Source organism: Halorientalis salina (assembly GCF_005049285.1).
Classification (GTDB): Archaea; Halobacteriota; Halobacteria; order Halobacteriales; family Haloarculaceae; genus Halorientalis; species Halorientalis salina.
This window is the reverse complement of record NZ_SOSC01000003.1, coordinates 181,786-196,529: the sequence shown is the minus strand read 5'-3', so window position 1 is coordinate 196,529 and position 14,744 is coordinate 181,786. Positions and strand designations below refer to the sequence as shown.

The 14,744-nt window shown below is 70.0% G+C and carries 14 protein-coding genes; 2 read left to right on the top strand and 12 right to left on the bottom strand.

The window, feature by feature from the left end; genetic code table 11:
• The first annotated feature begins 46 nt into the window (after positions 1 to 46).
• Entirely contained in the window at positions 47 to 1,000 is a 954-nt protein-coding gene (locus tag E2481_RS08085; protein WP_136716628.1) for an AAA family ATPase, read from the top strand.
• 6 nt (positions 1,001 to 1,006) lie between these two features.
• On the opposite strand, the gene E2481_RS08080 is transcribed toward E2481_RS08085, so the two are convergent.
• The 9 genes from E2481_RS08080 to E2481_RS08040 form a co-directional block, all read right to left on the bottom strand.
• Positions 1,007 to 2,716, bottom strand: a complete 1,710-nt coding sequence (locus E2481_RS08080; protein ID WP_136716627.1) for a DUF7519 family protein — start codon at positions 2,714 to 2,716, stop codon at positions 1,007 to 1,009.
• Positions 2,713 to 4,059 carry a DUF58 domain-containing protein gene (locus tag E2481_RS08075; RefSeq protein ID WP_136716626.1) on the bottom strand — a complete coding sequence of 449 codons (1,347 nt, stop codon included), beginning with the start codon at positions 4,057 to 4,059 and terminating at the stop codon, positions 2,713 to 2,715. The genes E2481_RS08080 and E2481_RS08075 overlap by 4 nt, the downstream gene beginning before the upstream one ends.
• The gene (locus E2481_RS08070; RefSeq protein ID WP_136716625.1) at positions 4,059 to 4,766 is read right to left on the bottom strand and encodes a DUF7269 family protein; all 708 of its coding nucleotides are present in this window, start codon (positions 4,764 to 4,766) and stop codon (positions 4,059 to 4,061) included. Before E2481_RS08070 ends, E2481_RS08075 begins: the two co-directional genes overlap by 1 nt.
• Positions 4,763 to 7,870, bottom strand: coding sequence for a transglutaminase domain-containing protein (locus E2481_RS08065; protein WP_136716624.1), 3,108 nt, complete (start codon positions 7,868 to 7,870; stop codon positions 4,763 to 4,765). The genes E2481_RS08070 and E2481_RS08065 overlap by 4 nt, the downstream gene beginning before the upstream one ends.
• Before the next feature lie 126 nt (positions 7,871 to 7,996).
• Positions 7,997 to 9,100, bottom strand: coding sequence for an aminotransferase class V-fold PLP-dependent enzyme (locus E2481_RS08060; protein ID WP_136716623.1), 1,104 nt, complete (start codon positions 9,098 to 9,100; stop codon positions 7,997 to 7,999).
• Positions 9,101 to 9,166: 66 nt separating this feature from the next.
• Complete coding sequence (locus E2481_RS08055) at positions 9,167 to 10,144, bottom strand: fumarylacetoacetate hydrolase family protein (protein WP_136716622.1); 978 nt, start codon at positions 10,142 to 10,144, stop codon at positions 9,167 to 9,169.
• Between the two features lie 42 nt (positions 10,145 to 10,186).
• Positions 10,187 to 10,537, bottom strand: coding sequence for a fluoride efflux transporter CrcB (crcB, locus tag E2481_RS08050; protein ID WP_136716621.1), 351 nt, complete (start codon positions 10,535 to 10,537; stop codon positions 10,187 to 10,189).
• Entirely contained in the window at positions 10,537 to 10,950 is a 414-nt protein-coding gene (locus E2481_RS08045; protein WP_136716620.1) for a fluoride efflux transporter FluC, read from the bottom strand. The genes crcB and E2481_RS08045 overlap by 1 nt, the downstream gene beginning before the upstream one ends.
• A 58-nt stretch (positions 10,951 to 11,008) precedes the next feature.
• Entirely contained in the window at positions 11,009 to 12,046 is a 1,038-nt protein-coding gene (locus E2481_RS08040; protein ID WP_136716619.1) for an ATP-binding protein, read from the bottom strand.
• A gap of 76 nt (positions 12,047 to 12,122) precedes the next feature.
• On the opposite strand from E2481_RS08040, the gene E2481_RS08035 reads away from it, so the two are divergent.
• On the top strand, positions 12,123 to 12,566 hold the full coding sequence (locus E2481_RS08035) for a DUF7382 domain-containing protein (RefSeq protein ID WP_136716618.1): 444 nt from the start codon (positions 12,123 to 12,125) through the stop codon (positions 12,564 to 12,566).
• Here the strand turns inward: E2481_RS08035 and E2481_RS08030 are convergent.
• The 3 genes from E2481_RS08030 to E2481_RS08020 form a co-directional block, all read right to left on the bottom strand.
• Positions 12,563 to 13,303 carry a protein-L-isoaspartate O-methyltransferase family protein gene (locus E2481_RS08030; RefSeq protein WP_136716617.1) on the bottom strand — a complete coding sequence of 247 codons (741 nt, stop codon included), beginning with the start codon at positions 13,301 to 13,303 and terminating at the stop codon, positions 12,563 to 12,565. The genes E2481_RS08035 and E2481_RS08030 overlap by 4 nt on opposite strands.
• Before the next feature lie 71 nt (positions 13,304 to 13,374).
• The gene (locus E2481_RS08025; protein WP_136716616.1) at positions 13,375 to 14,001 is read right to left on the bottom strand and encodes a protein-L-isoaspartate(D-aspartate) O-methyltransferase; all 627 of its coding nucleotides are present in this window, start codon (positions 13,999 to 14,001) and stop codon (positions 13,375 to 13,377) included.
• 2 nt (positions 14,002 to 14,003) lie between these two features.
• Positions 14,004 to 14,675: an HVO_0476 family zinc finger protein gene (locus tag E2481_RS08020; protein ID WP_136716615.1), complete on the bottom strand. Its 672-nt coding sequence runs from the start codon at positions 14,673 to 14,675 to the stop codon at positions 14,004 to 14,006.
• Between the last annotated feature and the right edge of the window lie 69 nt (positions 14,676 to 14,744).

The following is a 14,744-nucleotide window of genomic DNA, read 5'->3' as shown; positions in this document are numbered from 1 at the left end:
GAGACGAGGCGGGGACTTATGTCGGTCCGAGTTCGCACGTGAAATAATGGCCGTCACCGACGCTGCAGCCGAGTGTACGGCGGTACTGGACGAAGTAGAGTCGGCCGTCATCACCGACAGGCGATTTCTCAGGCAGGTCCTGACTGGGATTCTGGGACGGGGGCACGTGCTCCTGGAGGACGTACCGGGGGTCGGGAAGACGCTGACGGCCCGGAGCATCGCGACGGCGCTCGGACTCGACTTTTCGCGCGTGCAGTTCACGCCGGACCTTCTCCCTGCCGACGTGACGGGGACGAACATCTACGACGAACGCGACGGGGTCTTCGAGTTCGCGGAGGGGCCGATCTTCGCGAACGTCGTGCTGGCCGACGAGATCAACCGTGCGCCGCCCAAGACCCAGGCCGCGCTGCTGGAAGCCATGGAGGAGGGCCAGGTCACCGTCGACGGCGAGACCCATCCGCTCCCGGAGCCGTTTTTCGTGATGGCGACGCAGAACCCGGTCGAACAGGAGGGGACCTTCTCGCTGCCGGAGGCCCAGCTCGACCGCTTCATGATCAAGAGCAACATGGGGTATCCCGACCGCGACGGGGAGCTCGAACTGCTCGACCGGCGCGCGGACCGGACAGCACAGGCACCGGGCGTCAGTCCGGTGCTGGACCACCAGCGGGTGACGACGCTGCAGGAGGTCCCCGAGACGGTGACGGTCGAGCGGCCGGTCCGGGAGTACGTCGTCGACCTGGGCCGGGCGACGCGCAACGACGAGCGGGTGCAGGTCGGCGTCTCGCCGCGGGGCATCCAGCGGTTGTTCGAGGCGGCTCGGGCCTACGCCGTCATCGACGGGCGGGATTACGTCGTCCCGGACGACGTCAAGTCGATCGCGCCGGCGGTGTTGGGTCATCGGCTCGTGCTCACCGCCGAGTCGAGCGTCCGGTCGGTGTCGAAGCGGGCCGTCCTGAACGAGGTCCTCGACCGCGTCCCGGTGCCGACGATCGACGACTGAGCGCGGCTATTCCCTGAGAGCGGAGACCAGCAGGACGACCGTTCCGAACGCCAGTGTCAGCGCGCCTGCGGCCAGCGCCGTCTCGGTGACGGCGGGGACGACGAACTGGCCGTCGATGAGGACTTCGAGGACGAACGCGACGAGGGCGGCGAGCAGGCCGACGGCGAGCGTCCCGCCGACGTGGACGAACTCGCCGCGAGCGGTCGACGCGTCGAGCGGCAGTTCCTCGCGCAGTCCGGTCGCGAACTCGCCGGTGTCCCAGACGACCAGCGCGAGCGCCGCGGTCAGGAAGGCGAGTGCCGGCGATCCGCCGAACAGGACGAAGAGGATTCCGAGCCCGAACACGGCCCCGCTGGCGAGCGCCGGGCCGAGCGCGCGCTCGGGGAGGAGCGGCGAACCGGCCACGATGGTCAGGAGGACGAACAGGACGCCGACGACGATGAGCGAGCCGAACGCGACCAGCAACGCGGCCGGGAGGACGCCGCTGCTCAGTACCGACTCGGCCCGCGGGCGGACGCTCGCGGGCACGCCCGCGAGAAGTTGCGTTTGCGTGACGAGCAGGCTGAGGATGCTTCCGACGACCAGCGCGGCCGAGATGGCACCGACGGCCGGGAGCGCCGGGCGCAGGAGGTCGGCCTCGGAACGCCGGCGTGCCCGACGGCGGAGCCGTTCCCCCACGATGATCGCGACCGAGACCCCGATGGCGAGCACGAGGAGGACGCGGAGGCCGACGCTCGTCAGCAGCCAGACGGCGACGCCCGACAGCGGCGGGTCTAGCAGGGCCGCGACCCCCTCGGGGGAGGTGGCACCGACGAGCGCGGCCCCGACGTAGAGCGCGACGGCGGCGACCCCGCCGATGGAGACGAGCCGGCCGAGTCGGCCGCTCGTCTCGTCGATCCGGTCGGTGACCGACGGCCGTTGGCGCGGCGGGAACAGCTTCCCGAGCGGGACGGCCTGCAGGACGACTCGGAGCATGAACAACAGGAGGAGGGGATAGAAAAGCAGCGTCAACAGCGCGAAACCGCCATCGGGGGCCAGCAGGGTCTTGGCGACGGAAAGCAGCGGTTCGGGGCTATCGACGACGAGGCGAGCGAGAAAGAGGATCGTCGACTCCCAGGTAACGACGGCGACCACGAGCAACTGGGCGACCGTCAGCGGGACGAGCATTCCGACGAAGCGCACGAACGACCCGGCCAACACCTCGCTCTCGCCGAGCGGGACGGCCGTCAGTACGGCTGCGAAACTCCCGAACACGAGCAACAGGACGGTCACCTCCGCCAAGTGGCCAACGGGGGTCGTCGTCCCGACTGCGAAGGAGACGCCAACCGCGAGCGTCGCCGCCAGCATGACCGACGCCGGGGTCAGCACGACACCGGACGCCAGCAATACCCACAACCGGTCGCTGTTGAGGGCGTAGAGCCCGACCGCGAGCAGCGCGCCGGACGTGAGCCCGAGCGCAGTGAGCGTGACGCCGACCAGTTGACTGCCGAGCAGCAGCGCCGCCGTCACCGCCGCCAGCGCGCTGACGGCGGCCGTCACCTGTACCGACGAGAGTGTCTCGCCGATTCGGCCGAGCACGCTCGGTCCCGACGCCAGCGCCGAGAGCGATGCGCCGGCCGGCGAGTCCTGACTCCCGGCGGCATCGGTCCGCGGTCCCGATCCGTCCACGCGCCCGCCGTCCGGTTCGAGCCGGTCGACGTCGTCGGAGTCGGTCATCCCTGCCACCCGCCCGTGCGCCCATCGACGATTTCGGCCAGTGCGACCTGTAGCGGCGTCTCCGGATCCCAGTCGACGGCCGGGACCCCCAGTCGCTGGAGGTCGGTAAGCCGCGTCCGCCGCGAGAGGTCCATCACCGCCTGTCCTGGCGTCGGATCGGTCCCCGAGACGGTGACGTTCGGACTGAGGACGGTCACGTCGTGGTGGTTCGCCAGCAGCGTCTCCACGACGGGAATCGGCGTGTCGTCGGCCAGCGGCGTACAGAACACGACCTGTGCGTGCGAGGGGAGTCGCTCGATCAGATCCAGCCCGAGTGCCTCACCGTCGGCCTCGCCACCGTCGCCGCCGTCGGCCGCCACCGGACCGCGTTCGCTGCCTGCATCTGCGGCCGAATCCTCCCCGCTCTCACCGTCCCGGTCGTCCTGCAGGCGGTCGAAGAGGTCGGTCGCCGCGGCCTCGGTCACGTCGCCGCGGCCCGGCGGGACCCAGTTGCGGGCCTCGGTCGGGACGAGCGTCGTGACTCCGACCTGATGCCCCTCGTCGGTCAGCGCGACGAACCCCTGGGCCGCGGCGTAGACGGCGTAGTCCGTCGTCGAGGGGCCGCCCTGTGGGGGCTGGAACGCCACCGATGGCCGGGCGTCGATGACGAAGACGACGGCGGCGGCGCGTTCCTCGCGGTAGGTGATCGTGGCCAGCTCGCCAGTCCGGGCGAGCCGTCGCCAGTCGATGTGCGAGCGGGGGTCGCCCCGACGGTACTCCCGGACGGAGTGGAACTCGATGCCCTCGCCGCCCGTGTCCGTCGAGTGCTGGCCCGGGAACGGCGTCGTCCGGTCCTGGAGCGGGAACTCGTCGAGCAGCGTGTCGCAGGTGATCGTCGCCGTCCCGGTCGGTTCGAGCCTGGTCGTCCCGACGACGGTTCCCGCGAGGCTGCGACCGCGGACGGTCACGTCCCCGAACTCGTGGGTCCCGCGGGGCGGGAGGACCTCGTACTCGACGGTTGCGGTCTCGTCGGCGCGCAGCGCGACGCCCGCCGCCGGCGAGCCGTCGACGACCGCGACGTCGCCGGGAACGGTGTCGATGAGCCGCAGGTCCGGGATGGGCCGGTCGCCGGTGTTCCGGACGGTCAGCGTCACCGTGATCGGGTCGCCGGGATCGGTGTGATCGTCGCTTACCTCGCGCTCGACCTCCAGGGAGGGCGGCCCGAGCCCGGTGACGTGACCGTAGACGACGTAAGCGAGCGGGACGATGCCCACCAGCAGGAAGGTGTGGTTGCCGACGTACAGCCCGACCGCGCTCGCGAGGAGCGCGGCGACGAGCGCGCCGTGCCAGCGAGCAATCGCCATCACACCCGATCCCCTCCCGGACCGCCACGGACGGTCACGTCGTCGGGACTCGTTTCGGCCATCGGTCGCGTGCCGTCGTCGAACCCGCTGACTGCGACGTCGCCGGGGCCCTCGCGGAGCGCGTAGATCGCGCGGATGGTGCGGGTCGACTGGCGGTAGAACGCCCCGTCGTCGCTGATGACGTCGCGAAACCAGAGCCCCAGCGGCTGGTCGGGGGCGTCGGGACCGCCGACGAACGCCGCCGCACCCGGGTCGTCGGTCCAGGTCCCGTCCTCGACCGCGCGGGCGGCCGTCTCCCAGTCACAGCGGTGGACCTGCTGGTACACGTCGGTCGCGAGCCGCCGGAGGTCCTCTCGGACCACCGCTTCGGCCTCGGTGGTGCGCCCGCCGATGCGACCGGCCGCGTCGAGCCGCTGGTCGAACGCCTCGCCGACGACCGGTCCCGGTGACCGGGGCTCGGCTTCGTCCTCGACCGGCATCGCCGGCGGTGCCGACGGCGTCTTCGAGGACCACAGGCCCTGCACGACGGCGATCGCGCCGGCGACGAGCGCCATTCCGGTGATGCCGACGGTGTTGGCCAGCCCGTCCATCGCCGAGACGAGTCGCGACTGCGAGATCGGCAAGAGGCCAGGCGCAAGGACCACGAGCGCCGATAGACCCAGCACGGAGCCGCCGGCCACCGCCACGAGTCGCGTGCGCGAACTCATTCGTTCTCACCGCCGTCGGTCGCGTGTGGGGCTGACCGTGGGGCGTCGGTGGCCCCCGCCTCGCTGTCCTCCGGTCGCCCGTCGCTCCCGTCGAGTTCCCGTTCGGCCGCCGCCACGTCGTCGAGGTAGCCCTGCGGGTCGCGGCGACCGTACTCGATGGCCTGGACGGCGTCCCGGAGCGTGCCGACCGCACCACTCGGGAACCCCTCGTCGATCCCGATCCGAGCCAGTTCACCGGGCGTCTTCGTGCGGTGGTTCGCGACCGGGAGTCGACCGCGGAACTCGCGCCAGGCGCGTCGGACCTGTGCCCGGGCGTCGGGCGTCGCCCCGGCCGGGTCCTCGGCGACTGCGGCCGCGGTCTCGACGTCGTCCTCGCGCAGGCTCGGCGTCGACACGGACGACCGGGCGCTGGTCGCGAGGCCGCGCAGACCAGCCAGCAACCACGCGAGGAGCGCACGCGGTCCCGGAATCGCGCTGAAATCCTGTGCGCGGACGGCAGCCACCAGCGACTGCCAGACCCCGCGGAGCGCGCGAGCGACGCGTCGCGCGACGACCGGGAACTGCGAGAGCAGGGCCTCGCTCCGGACGGCAAGCCCCACGAGCGCGGCGACGAACGCGCCCGAGAGCCAGTACAGCGTCGCGACCAGTTGCTCACGGATCGAGAGTCCGGCCGCGGCGGCTCGCCTGTACAGGACGACCAGCGCGACGACGGTCACGAGTGCGAGGACCAGTGCCAGACCGGCGGTCAGGAACCGGTACTTCACGGGCTGGGACTCGGTGATCCCGCCAGCCGTCTCGACCTGAACGGTGGCCCCGGTGGCCACCGGGAGCGATACCTCGGCCGTCCCGTCCGCTCCCGTCGTGACCGTCTTCCCGCCGACGGAGACGGTCGCGTCCTCGACCGGGTCGCCCTGATCGGTGACCGAGACGGTGATCGAGAGCCCGGGCAGTGCGAACCCGGTCGTGTTCACGGAGACGTTCGCCAGCCGGAGCGTCCGGTTCCCGTAGGCTTCCCCGCGGTTCGCTTCGATTGTAACCGTCTCCTGGCCCGGGAGCGTCACGTCGAGTTCGCCGTCCCCGTCGGTTTCGCCGACCCCCGAGCCGTCGACCGACACCGTGGCACCCGAGACCGGGCGGTCGCTGATGTTCGTCGTGACGGTGATCGTCTCACCGGGGTCGGGTTCCCCTCGAACCCCGATCGAGATGTCAGTCGGCACGTCGAACGATCGGCTCGCGTTCGTCTCGTTTCCGGACTGGACCGCGCCGCCAGCGGCCGCGACGGCGTCCGTCCCTTCGGGTATCCGGACGGTCGCCCCGCCGCCGGGACCGAGCAGGCCCGTGCTTCCCGCCGGCCCGCCGGTTGCGTTGGTCCGCACGTCGACTCTGAGTCGAGCACTGAAGGGGACCTCGCCCCGGACCATCCCCGAGGCGTTGGTGCGGCCGACCCGCTCGCCGTTGAACGTGACCGCGACGCCCTCGGCGGGGTCGCCGTCGCGCTCGACGAGGACCGTTACGGGCTGGCCGGGGACCGCGTCGTCCTGCAGGGAGATGCGGTAACTCGGTCCCGACGACGGGTCGAAGGACTCGCCGGGGCTCCCCTCCTCGGTGTGGTTGTACGTCTCCGCAACGTCGCTGGCGTTCGCGTCGCTCCCGTTGGCCTCGCCGGGACTCCCGTCGCCGCCGGGTTGGCTGGTGTCCGGCGTCTCGCCGTCGTCGCTCGACTGTCCGCCGCTGGAACCGCCGGGGGAACCGCTGGTGCCGCCCCCGTCCAGGGACCCCTGTTCGGCCTGGTCGAGGAACCGTTCGGCCGCCTCGTCGGGGTTGCCGTTTTCGGCGGCCCGCTGGTAGGAGCGGAACTCGCTTTCCAGGCGGCTCTGGCCCGGCGTCGGATCGAACCGAACCCAGCCGGTGTCGGGGACGTACACCTCGACCCAGGCGTGGGCGTTCATCGCCCGCACGAGGTAGGTGTCGTTCCCCTGCGGCTGGCCGGTCGAGTACCCGACCGTGTAGCGGGCCGGGATGTCCTGGCTCCGGAGCATCGCGGTCATCGAGGTGGCGAAGTACTCGCAGTACCCCGCGTCCATCTCGAAGACGAACTGGTCGGCCACGTCGCCGCCGTCGTGGCTGGCGTTCAGCGAGTACTCCTTGTTCGCCTCCAGCCACGACTCGATGGCGACCGCCTTCTCGTATGGCGAGTCGGCCTCGGCTGTGATCTCGTCCGTGCGTTCGGTCAGCCGCTCGGGCGTGCTCGACGGGAGTTGCGTGTACGTCCGGTCGATCCGTTCGGGGTAGTCCCGCCCGGCCTGCCTGAGCCGCTCGGGGTTCCGCGGCGGTGCCCGACTCTCGACGGTGTAGGTGGTGTTGGCCGGCATCGGCGAGCGCGCCTTGATGGCTCCCTGTTGTGTGACCTGGAGTTCGTCGGCGAACTCGCTCTGTACGTCGGTCGGCTCCCAGACGCCCGGCAGCGCGCTCGCGGGTTTCAGCAGCCGGTACTCCTGGGTGACGGTCCGGCGGTCCTCGGGTGCCGTCGAGGGACGGCGCGGCCACTCAGCCTGGACGGGCAGGTCCGCGGCGTCCCAGCCGCTCCCGGTGTACGTATCGTACGCGCCCGTGCGCCAGTACCCCGGCTCGGAACTTTCCACGATGAAATGCGGCGTCGACGACTGATTGCGGAGGCTCCGACTCGTCAGGCTCTCTGCCGACCCGACGTCCGTCTGCGACCCGGGGTTCAGCGCGCCGAACGCGCTCTCCCCGCTCTGGCCCTGTCCCTGTTGGCCGCTCCCCTCACGATCTCCGTCGAGTTGTCCGGACGCTCCATCGTCGAGATTGCTGAGCAATCCCTTGACCATGGACTCTGACCCGCCGGCCCCCTGCAGGCCGGACCCGCTTCCGGCACCCTGTCCCCGGAGCGCTCGCTGGAGACTGCTCCCCTGGCTCCCGGACAGTCCCTCGCCGGTCGCGTTCTGTGGAACCAGCGACCGCCCCGGGGCCTCGCTGCCGACGATGGGCAACACTGCGGCGATGAGAACGAACCCCACGACGGTCAGGAGGGCGATGACGGTACGCGTCGTCTCGCGCGTCGTCGGCCCCGTGTCTGACGGCATAGTAGATGACCCCTACCGGCAGCCGCGGCGAACGCGACCGCCGAAAGCTCTACCTAATCCTGCCACAGGATTGATTTAAACGTTGCGCGGATATTATCACGTACGAATATCGCGGGAAAAAACGACCTAGAGCGCAGCCAGCAACCGGTCGATGTCCTCGGCCGTGTTGAAGGCGTGGACCGACGCGCGGACGGCGTCCGGGTCGGGAATCGACCGGACGACGATGCCCTCGCTCCCCAGTCGGTCGACGAGTTCGTCGGGGTTCTCGGCGGTGAACGTGACGAGCCCGGACTCGTACGCGTCCGGTGAGAGTAGCCGGTCGCCGAGACCGTCCTTGAGCCGGTCGGTCAATCGTTCGACGCGTGCCTGGATCGTATCGTAGCCGATGGCGTCGATCGTATCCATGGCGGTCGTCAGCGCGACGTGGGGAGCCAGCGACGTGGTCCCGATCTCCAGTTGCCGCGCGTCCGGATAGCGCTCGTAACTCTCGGCGTTCGAGTCCGAGACGCCGCGGTAGCTGAGCCGACGGGGTTCGAGTTCCTCGGCGAACGCCGGGGAGACGTGGAGGAAGCCGCTGCCCCACAGGCCGAGCAGCCACTTGTGGCCCGCCGCCGCGACGGCGTCGGCTCCCCATTCGTGGACGTCGATGGGGTGTTGGCCCGGCGACTGGACGGCGTCGATGACGACCCGCGTCCCGGCGTCGTGAGCGACGTCCACGACCTCACTGACCGGCAGCCGCGTCCCGTAGTTCCAGGAAAGAGAACTCAGACAGAGCACGCGCGCGTCCGCGACAGCCTCCTTGACCGCGTCCATGTCCAGCCGTCCCGCGTCGGTTTCGAGGACGCGAACCGACAGGTCGAACACGTCGGCGGCCCGCTCCCAGGGGAGGACACCGGCCGGGTGTTCGAGGTCGGTGTAGACGGCCGTATCACCAGGCTCCCAGTCGATGGCGGCCGCGATCCGTGAGATGCCGTCCGCGGTGCTGTGCGTGAGCGCCATCTCCGTGGGATTGGCCCCCACGAACGTGGCGACGCGTTCTCTGATGGTGTCGAGTTCGCCGAAGAAGAAATCGTAGGGGTTCCCGCGGGCGTGGCTCTCGAACTCGTGGCGTTCGAGGGCGTCGGTCGCGGCCTCGACGACGCGGCGCGGACTCGGGCCGCTCGCACCCGTGTTGAGATAGGTCGTCTCTTCGACGGCTGGAATGTCGGCGCGTAAATCCTCCGGGTCCATGGTGGCCGTTCGGACGGGACGGGTTTGAATCCCGGCCTCTCGCCGCTCGGCTCCTCGGCTCTCAGCTCAGGACTCGACGACGGTGTTCGTCAGCGTCCCCAGCCCCTCGACGGAGATGGAGACGGTGTCGCCGGGCTCCAGGAACGTCCCGAGTTCGAGTCCGCAACCGGTCCCGACGGTGCCGCTGCCGAGCACGTCGCCGGGATAGAGCGTCTCCTCCGCGGAGGTGTGTTCGACGATCTCGCCCCAGGAGTGCCCCATCTCGCCGACGGTCCCGGTCGACCACGTCTCGACCTCGCCCTCCGCGCTCTCGACTTCGATCTCGAAGTCGGCCGCGGGCAAGTCGAGTTCGTCGGGCGTCACGAGGTGCGGACCGAGCGCGTTCGCGAAGTCCTTCCCTCGCGCGGGGCCGAGTTTCCCCTGCATCTCCCGCAGTTGCTCGTCGCGGGCGGAGAAGTCGTTGAACAGCGTGAACCCGGCGATGTACTCCTCGGCCTCTGCCGCGTCGATGTCCGTCCCCCGCTTGCCGATGACCGCCCCGACCTCCAGTTCGATGTCGAGTTGATCCGTGTAGGCCGGCCAGGACACGTCGTCGCCGTGACCGACGATGGCGTCGGCGTTGCCCTTGTAGCAGACCGGAATTTCGTACCAGATATCGGGCACCTCTCCCATCGTGTTCTCGACGTGTTCCTCGAAGGCCATGTAGTCCCGCACGGAGTTCGGTCGCGGGAGCGGGCTCAGCAGGTCCACCTCGGCGGGGTCGTACGCCAGTTGCGCGCCGCTGGGGCCGGTGTCGGCATCCCCATCTGGAACCGTCTCGGCGACCTCCCTGGCCGCCTCCAGCGCACGGTCGCCCCGCTGGAGGAACGATCGCATGTCGGTCGGCGCGACGGTTTCGGCGACGGCGACCGGGTCGGCCTCGTCCCGCTGGTCGAGGACGTGGGCGTACCCCGCCGTTACGTCCAGCAGCGCACCCTCGCGTGCGATTCCCACCCGGCGAACCGGGCCGACGGCCGTCTCGACTGCGAAGCTAGCGAGTCGCATACCCCACAGGGTGGCGCGCTGACAGGTATAGCTTCCCCTGCCTCAGGCGAGCGTCGCGGCGACGAACCATCCGAGGCCGACGGCCGCGAGCGCACCGACTAGATTGACGACCCCGTTGAACACGGCCCGACGACGCTCGCCGCTCTCGTACAGGCGAACCGTCTCGAAAGCGAAGGTCGAGAAAGTGGTAAAGGCGCCGCAGAACCCGGTCCCGAACACGAGCAACACCGACTCGTCGACGGGAACGGACACCAGCACGCCGAGGACGAAGCTCCCGAGGACGTTGACGGCCAGCGTGTCCGCGGTTCGGGTGTCGATGCGCTCGCCGAGCAGGTGCCGCGCGAGCGCTCCGAGGACGCCGCCGGCACCGACCAACAGGGTAGGATCGACCATCAGGCGATCACCCGGGCGACCCATCGCCCGCAGAGGACGGCCGCGAAGCCGAGCGCGTAGTTCGCCGCCACGTTCGCGACCGCCAGCGGCGGCGCCAGCGTCGTCGTTTCGACTGCGAACGTGCTGTACGTGGTGAACGACGAGAGGAAGCCGGTACCGACCACTAGCCGCGTCTCCGCTGAGAGCGCGCCGGCCAGCCGGTTCTCGTACAGCAAGAGCCCGAGCGCGAAGCTCCCGAGGACGTTCGCCGCGAGCGTCCCCCACGGGAACGCCGCGGCCGGGAGCGCCACCGCGAGAGTGTGACGCAGCGCTGCCCCCACGAATCCCCCCACGGCGATCAGGAGCAGCGGTTCGACGCGTTCGAGCGCGTGGCTCGGGCCGTCGCTAGCCCCTCCCGCCGGTTCCGGTCCCATTGGTCCCGACAAACGGCCAACAGCACCACGATACTTTCGAAGCCGGCCCGCCCACACCTCACCTCCGGAATCCGTCGCTCACGGCCGGACTCCCGCCGCCGTGTGGCGTGTCTCGTTCGCGTATCTGGACGGTGTGGACCGATTCGGTCGCGTCGTCGATCACGACGGCCTCCCCCGGGTCGGTCGGCATCCGCTCGGCCAGCGTCTCGGACATGTAGGCGGGGCGAGTGGCGGCCAGCGCCTCGCGATCCGCTCGACTCGCCAGTCGGTGGACGACGAGCAAGTCGGTCTGTGAGATGGCGACATCGGGCAACGCGCTCGGGCGCTGTGTCGCCGTGACGAGGCTCACGCCGGGCTGGCGACCCCGCGTGAGTAGGGTCCGCAGCGCGGGCTCGGCGATTCCCCCGAAGAAGGCGTGGGCCTCGTCGACCAGCAGCCACGGGAGTCGGTCCGTCGACCCGGCGACGCGAGCGTCGTAGAGTGCTCGGGCGACGGCCGACAGCGCCGCGTTCATCGGTGCCCGACCCAGCCCCGAGAGATCGAGGACCGTGACGGCGTCGCCGGTCAGGTCCATCCCCTCGTCGTCCCCGTTCGCGCCGAACACGCCCCACGAGTCGGCCAGTCGGAGGTGGTTGGCCGCCGCCCGTCGGTTCGTCTCCGTCGCCTCGGCGTCCGTCACGAACGAGTGCATCCCGTCCAGCGTCTCGGCCAGTTCGGCGGCCTGCCAGACGAGTGTCCCTGCGCCCTCGGCGGGATCGAGGTCGAGTAGCCGACACCACGCGCCCGGGTCCAGCGCGCTCGCGGGCACCTGTGGATCGACCACGCGTGCGCGAACGTCACGTCCCCTCTCCGCCAGCGTTCCGAACACGCCCATCGGGTCGGCGACGACCGGCGCGATACCGTCCGTCCTGGCCAGTTCCTCAGCGAGGACGCCCATGGTGTAGGATTTCCCCGACCCGCGCTTGCCGACGATCGTCCCGACGTGGGGGCCGTCGAGGTCGACCGCAACGTTCTCACCCGGACTGCCGTCCCGCGCCCGGTACCACCCGAGACGCCCGCGCGGTCCGTCCGACGCTTCCCGGCCGATGACACGCATGGTCGGGGCTGGCCGCGGTTTCACCTTTCAACCTTCGGCCGGAGGTTTATGCCCGAAACCGCGACCAGCCCGGGCCATGTTCGACCGATTCAGTCGTGACGAACGAGCCATCGAGGGACTGCCGGTGCGACTCGTCATCGCACTGGTCGTCGGGGTCGCGAGCCTCAGCGTGATGATGAACACCATTTCGGGGCTCAGCACGCTCGGTGTGTCCGAACTGGACGTCCAGCCCGAACCGGAGGTCATCGAACCGGGACAACGATCGGTGACGGTCAGAGTCGTCGACGCCGACGGCGAACCCGTGACGAACGCGACGGTCGTCGCGAAAGGCGGGACGGCGAACCTGCGGGGGATTCGGACGACGAAAACCGGTCCGGACGGCCGCGGGACCCTCACGGTGAACGCGAGTCTGGGGCCGAATCAGGAGGAGGGCACAGTGCAGATGGACATCAAACCACCGGCCAGCGGACAGTATACGGACGAACGCGAGAACACCAAGATTCTGGTCGTATCGAACTAAACCTGGTCGTCCCAGTCGATCCAGTCCTGTTGCCAGCCCCGCCGGCGCTCGGCGTCCCGGCGGGCGTGTTCGCGGTCCTCGCGGCGGGTTCGGTTGCGCTCGACGGTGTCGGCCTGTTCGCCCTCGACGAGCATCGGCTGGAAGGCGACGCCGCCGAGTCGGTCGGCGATCTCGCCGCCCTCGACGGTGACGAGCGCCTGGTCGCTGGCACCCAGCGGCATGACCAGTCGACCGTCCTCGGCGAGCTGGTCGACCAACGCCTGGGGCGGATCGATCGCCGCCGCTTCGAGGAGGATCCTGTCGTAGGGCGCGTACTCGGGGAGGCCGTTGACGCCGTCCCGGCGGTCGACCAGAACGCCCTCGTAGCCCGCCTCCGCGAGGTTTTCGCGGGCGTCGTAGACGAGTCGGCGCGTGATGTCGATGGCCTGGACGTTGCACTCGCCGACGATTTCGGCGACGACCGCGGCGGTGTAGCCGACGCCCGCACCGACGATCAGGACGTTGTCGCCCGCTTCGGGCGCGAGCGCTTCCAGGAGGCGCGCGGCGGTGCTGGGCGCGAGGACGCGCGTCCCGAACCGCTCGAAGGGCCGGTCCGCGTAGGCGGCGCGGTCGTCTTCGACGAACGCGTGGCGCGGCACTGCGCGCATGGCGACGCTGACCGCGTCGCTGTGGACGCAGCCTTTGCTCTCGTGTTCCAGACTGTCGACCATGTCGTCGCGCAGTACCGCCGGTTCCATGTCTGGGGGTTCGTGTGGACGCTATTGAATGGCGCGCCTCTCAGCCGCCGTAACATGTCGAAAGCGGAGAACTACTGCATCCGGACGAACCGGACGCCCCCGTGGTCCTCGCGGTCGAGCGAGCCGTCGGCCCGGCGACGAGCGCGGACGAGCGTCTGGCTGTGCTTGCCGAGCGGGCCGACCAACAGCCCACCGGGGCGGACCTGCTCGACGACGGCCTCGGGAAAATCGGGGGCCGCACAGGTGAGATACGCCCGGTCGTAGGGCGCGTGCTCGGGCCAGCCGTCCGTTCCGTCACCGGTTCGGACGGACACGTCGCCGTAGCCGAGGCGGTCGAGACGGCGGCGAGCGTTCTCGGCCAGCGACGCGTGGTACTCCACGGAGAAGACGTTCCCGGGGCCGACGAGTTCAGCCGTGACGGCGGCGTGGTACCCGCAGCCGGTGCCGATTTCCAACACCGTATCGCTCTCTCGGAGGTCGAGCAGTTCGGCCATGATCCCGACCATGTGCGGCGCGCTGATGGTCTGGCCCTCGCCGATGGGGAGCGGCGCGTCCTCGTAGGCGGCGTCGCGTTTCCTCTCGGGGACGAACTCGTGACGCGGGACGGTTCGGAGGGCGGCGAGGGCGGTCTCGTCGGTAACCCGTCCCCTGGCTTCGAGGTCGTCGACGAGGTCCCCGCGTCGCGCCGCCCAGTCCATTGTCACCAGGCCGACCAGGCGGTCGAGGTTTCGTCCCGGACGTACAACCGCTTGACGTCCTTGGCGACGATGGTGTCGCCGTCGTGGTCGAGTTTGTCCATGAAGTAGCCCTCGGCGTCGTCGCGGACGTGGAAGCTCTCGACGGTGAACTCGTAGTCGCCGAGTTCCTCGGTCTCGCCGACGGTGAACTCGTAGTCGCCGGGGACCTGCAGTGTCAGGCTCTCGGTGTCCTCGCGGCGGCCGTCCTTGGGGTGTTTCGTCACGTTGACGGCGACGTTCTCGACCTCGCGGGTCCAGATGGTATCGACCTCGTCTGCCCCGGCGGACTCGACGCGGCTGTCGTCGTCCAGTTCGAGACTGGTGATGCGGACGGTCATGATCGCCGCGTCTGTCTCGGCGACGAACTCCTCGCCGACGGCCAGCTGTTCGTCCTCGGGCACGTCGACGCTCGTCGTGAACGATTCGCCGTCCTGGGAGACGACGACGCTGCGCTGGACGGTGTCGTCCTCGGGGAGTTGCTCCTTGTGAACGTGTTCGCACTCGGTACATCGAAGCGTCACGCGGCCGCCGCCGGTCGACAGCACCTCGTGGACCGTCTCCAGCGCCTGCGAGCAGGACGGACACGGAATGGCGACGCGATCGGGTAGTTCGGAATCGGACCCGGATTGGCTCATGAACTCCCCTATTCGATACAGACGTAAAAACACGCTGACCACCGCTCGCTGACTGTCACGACGCCAGCG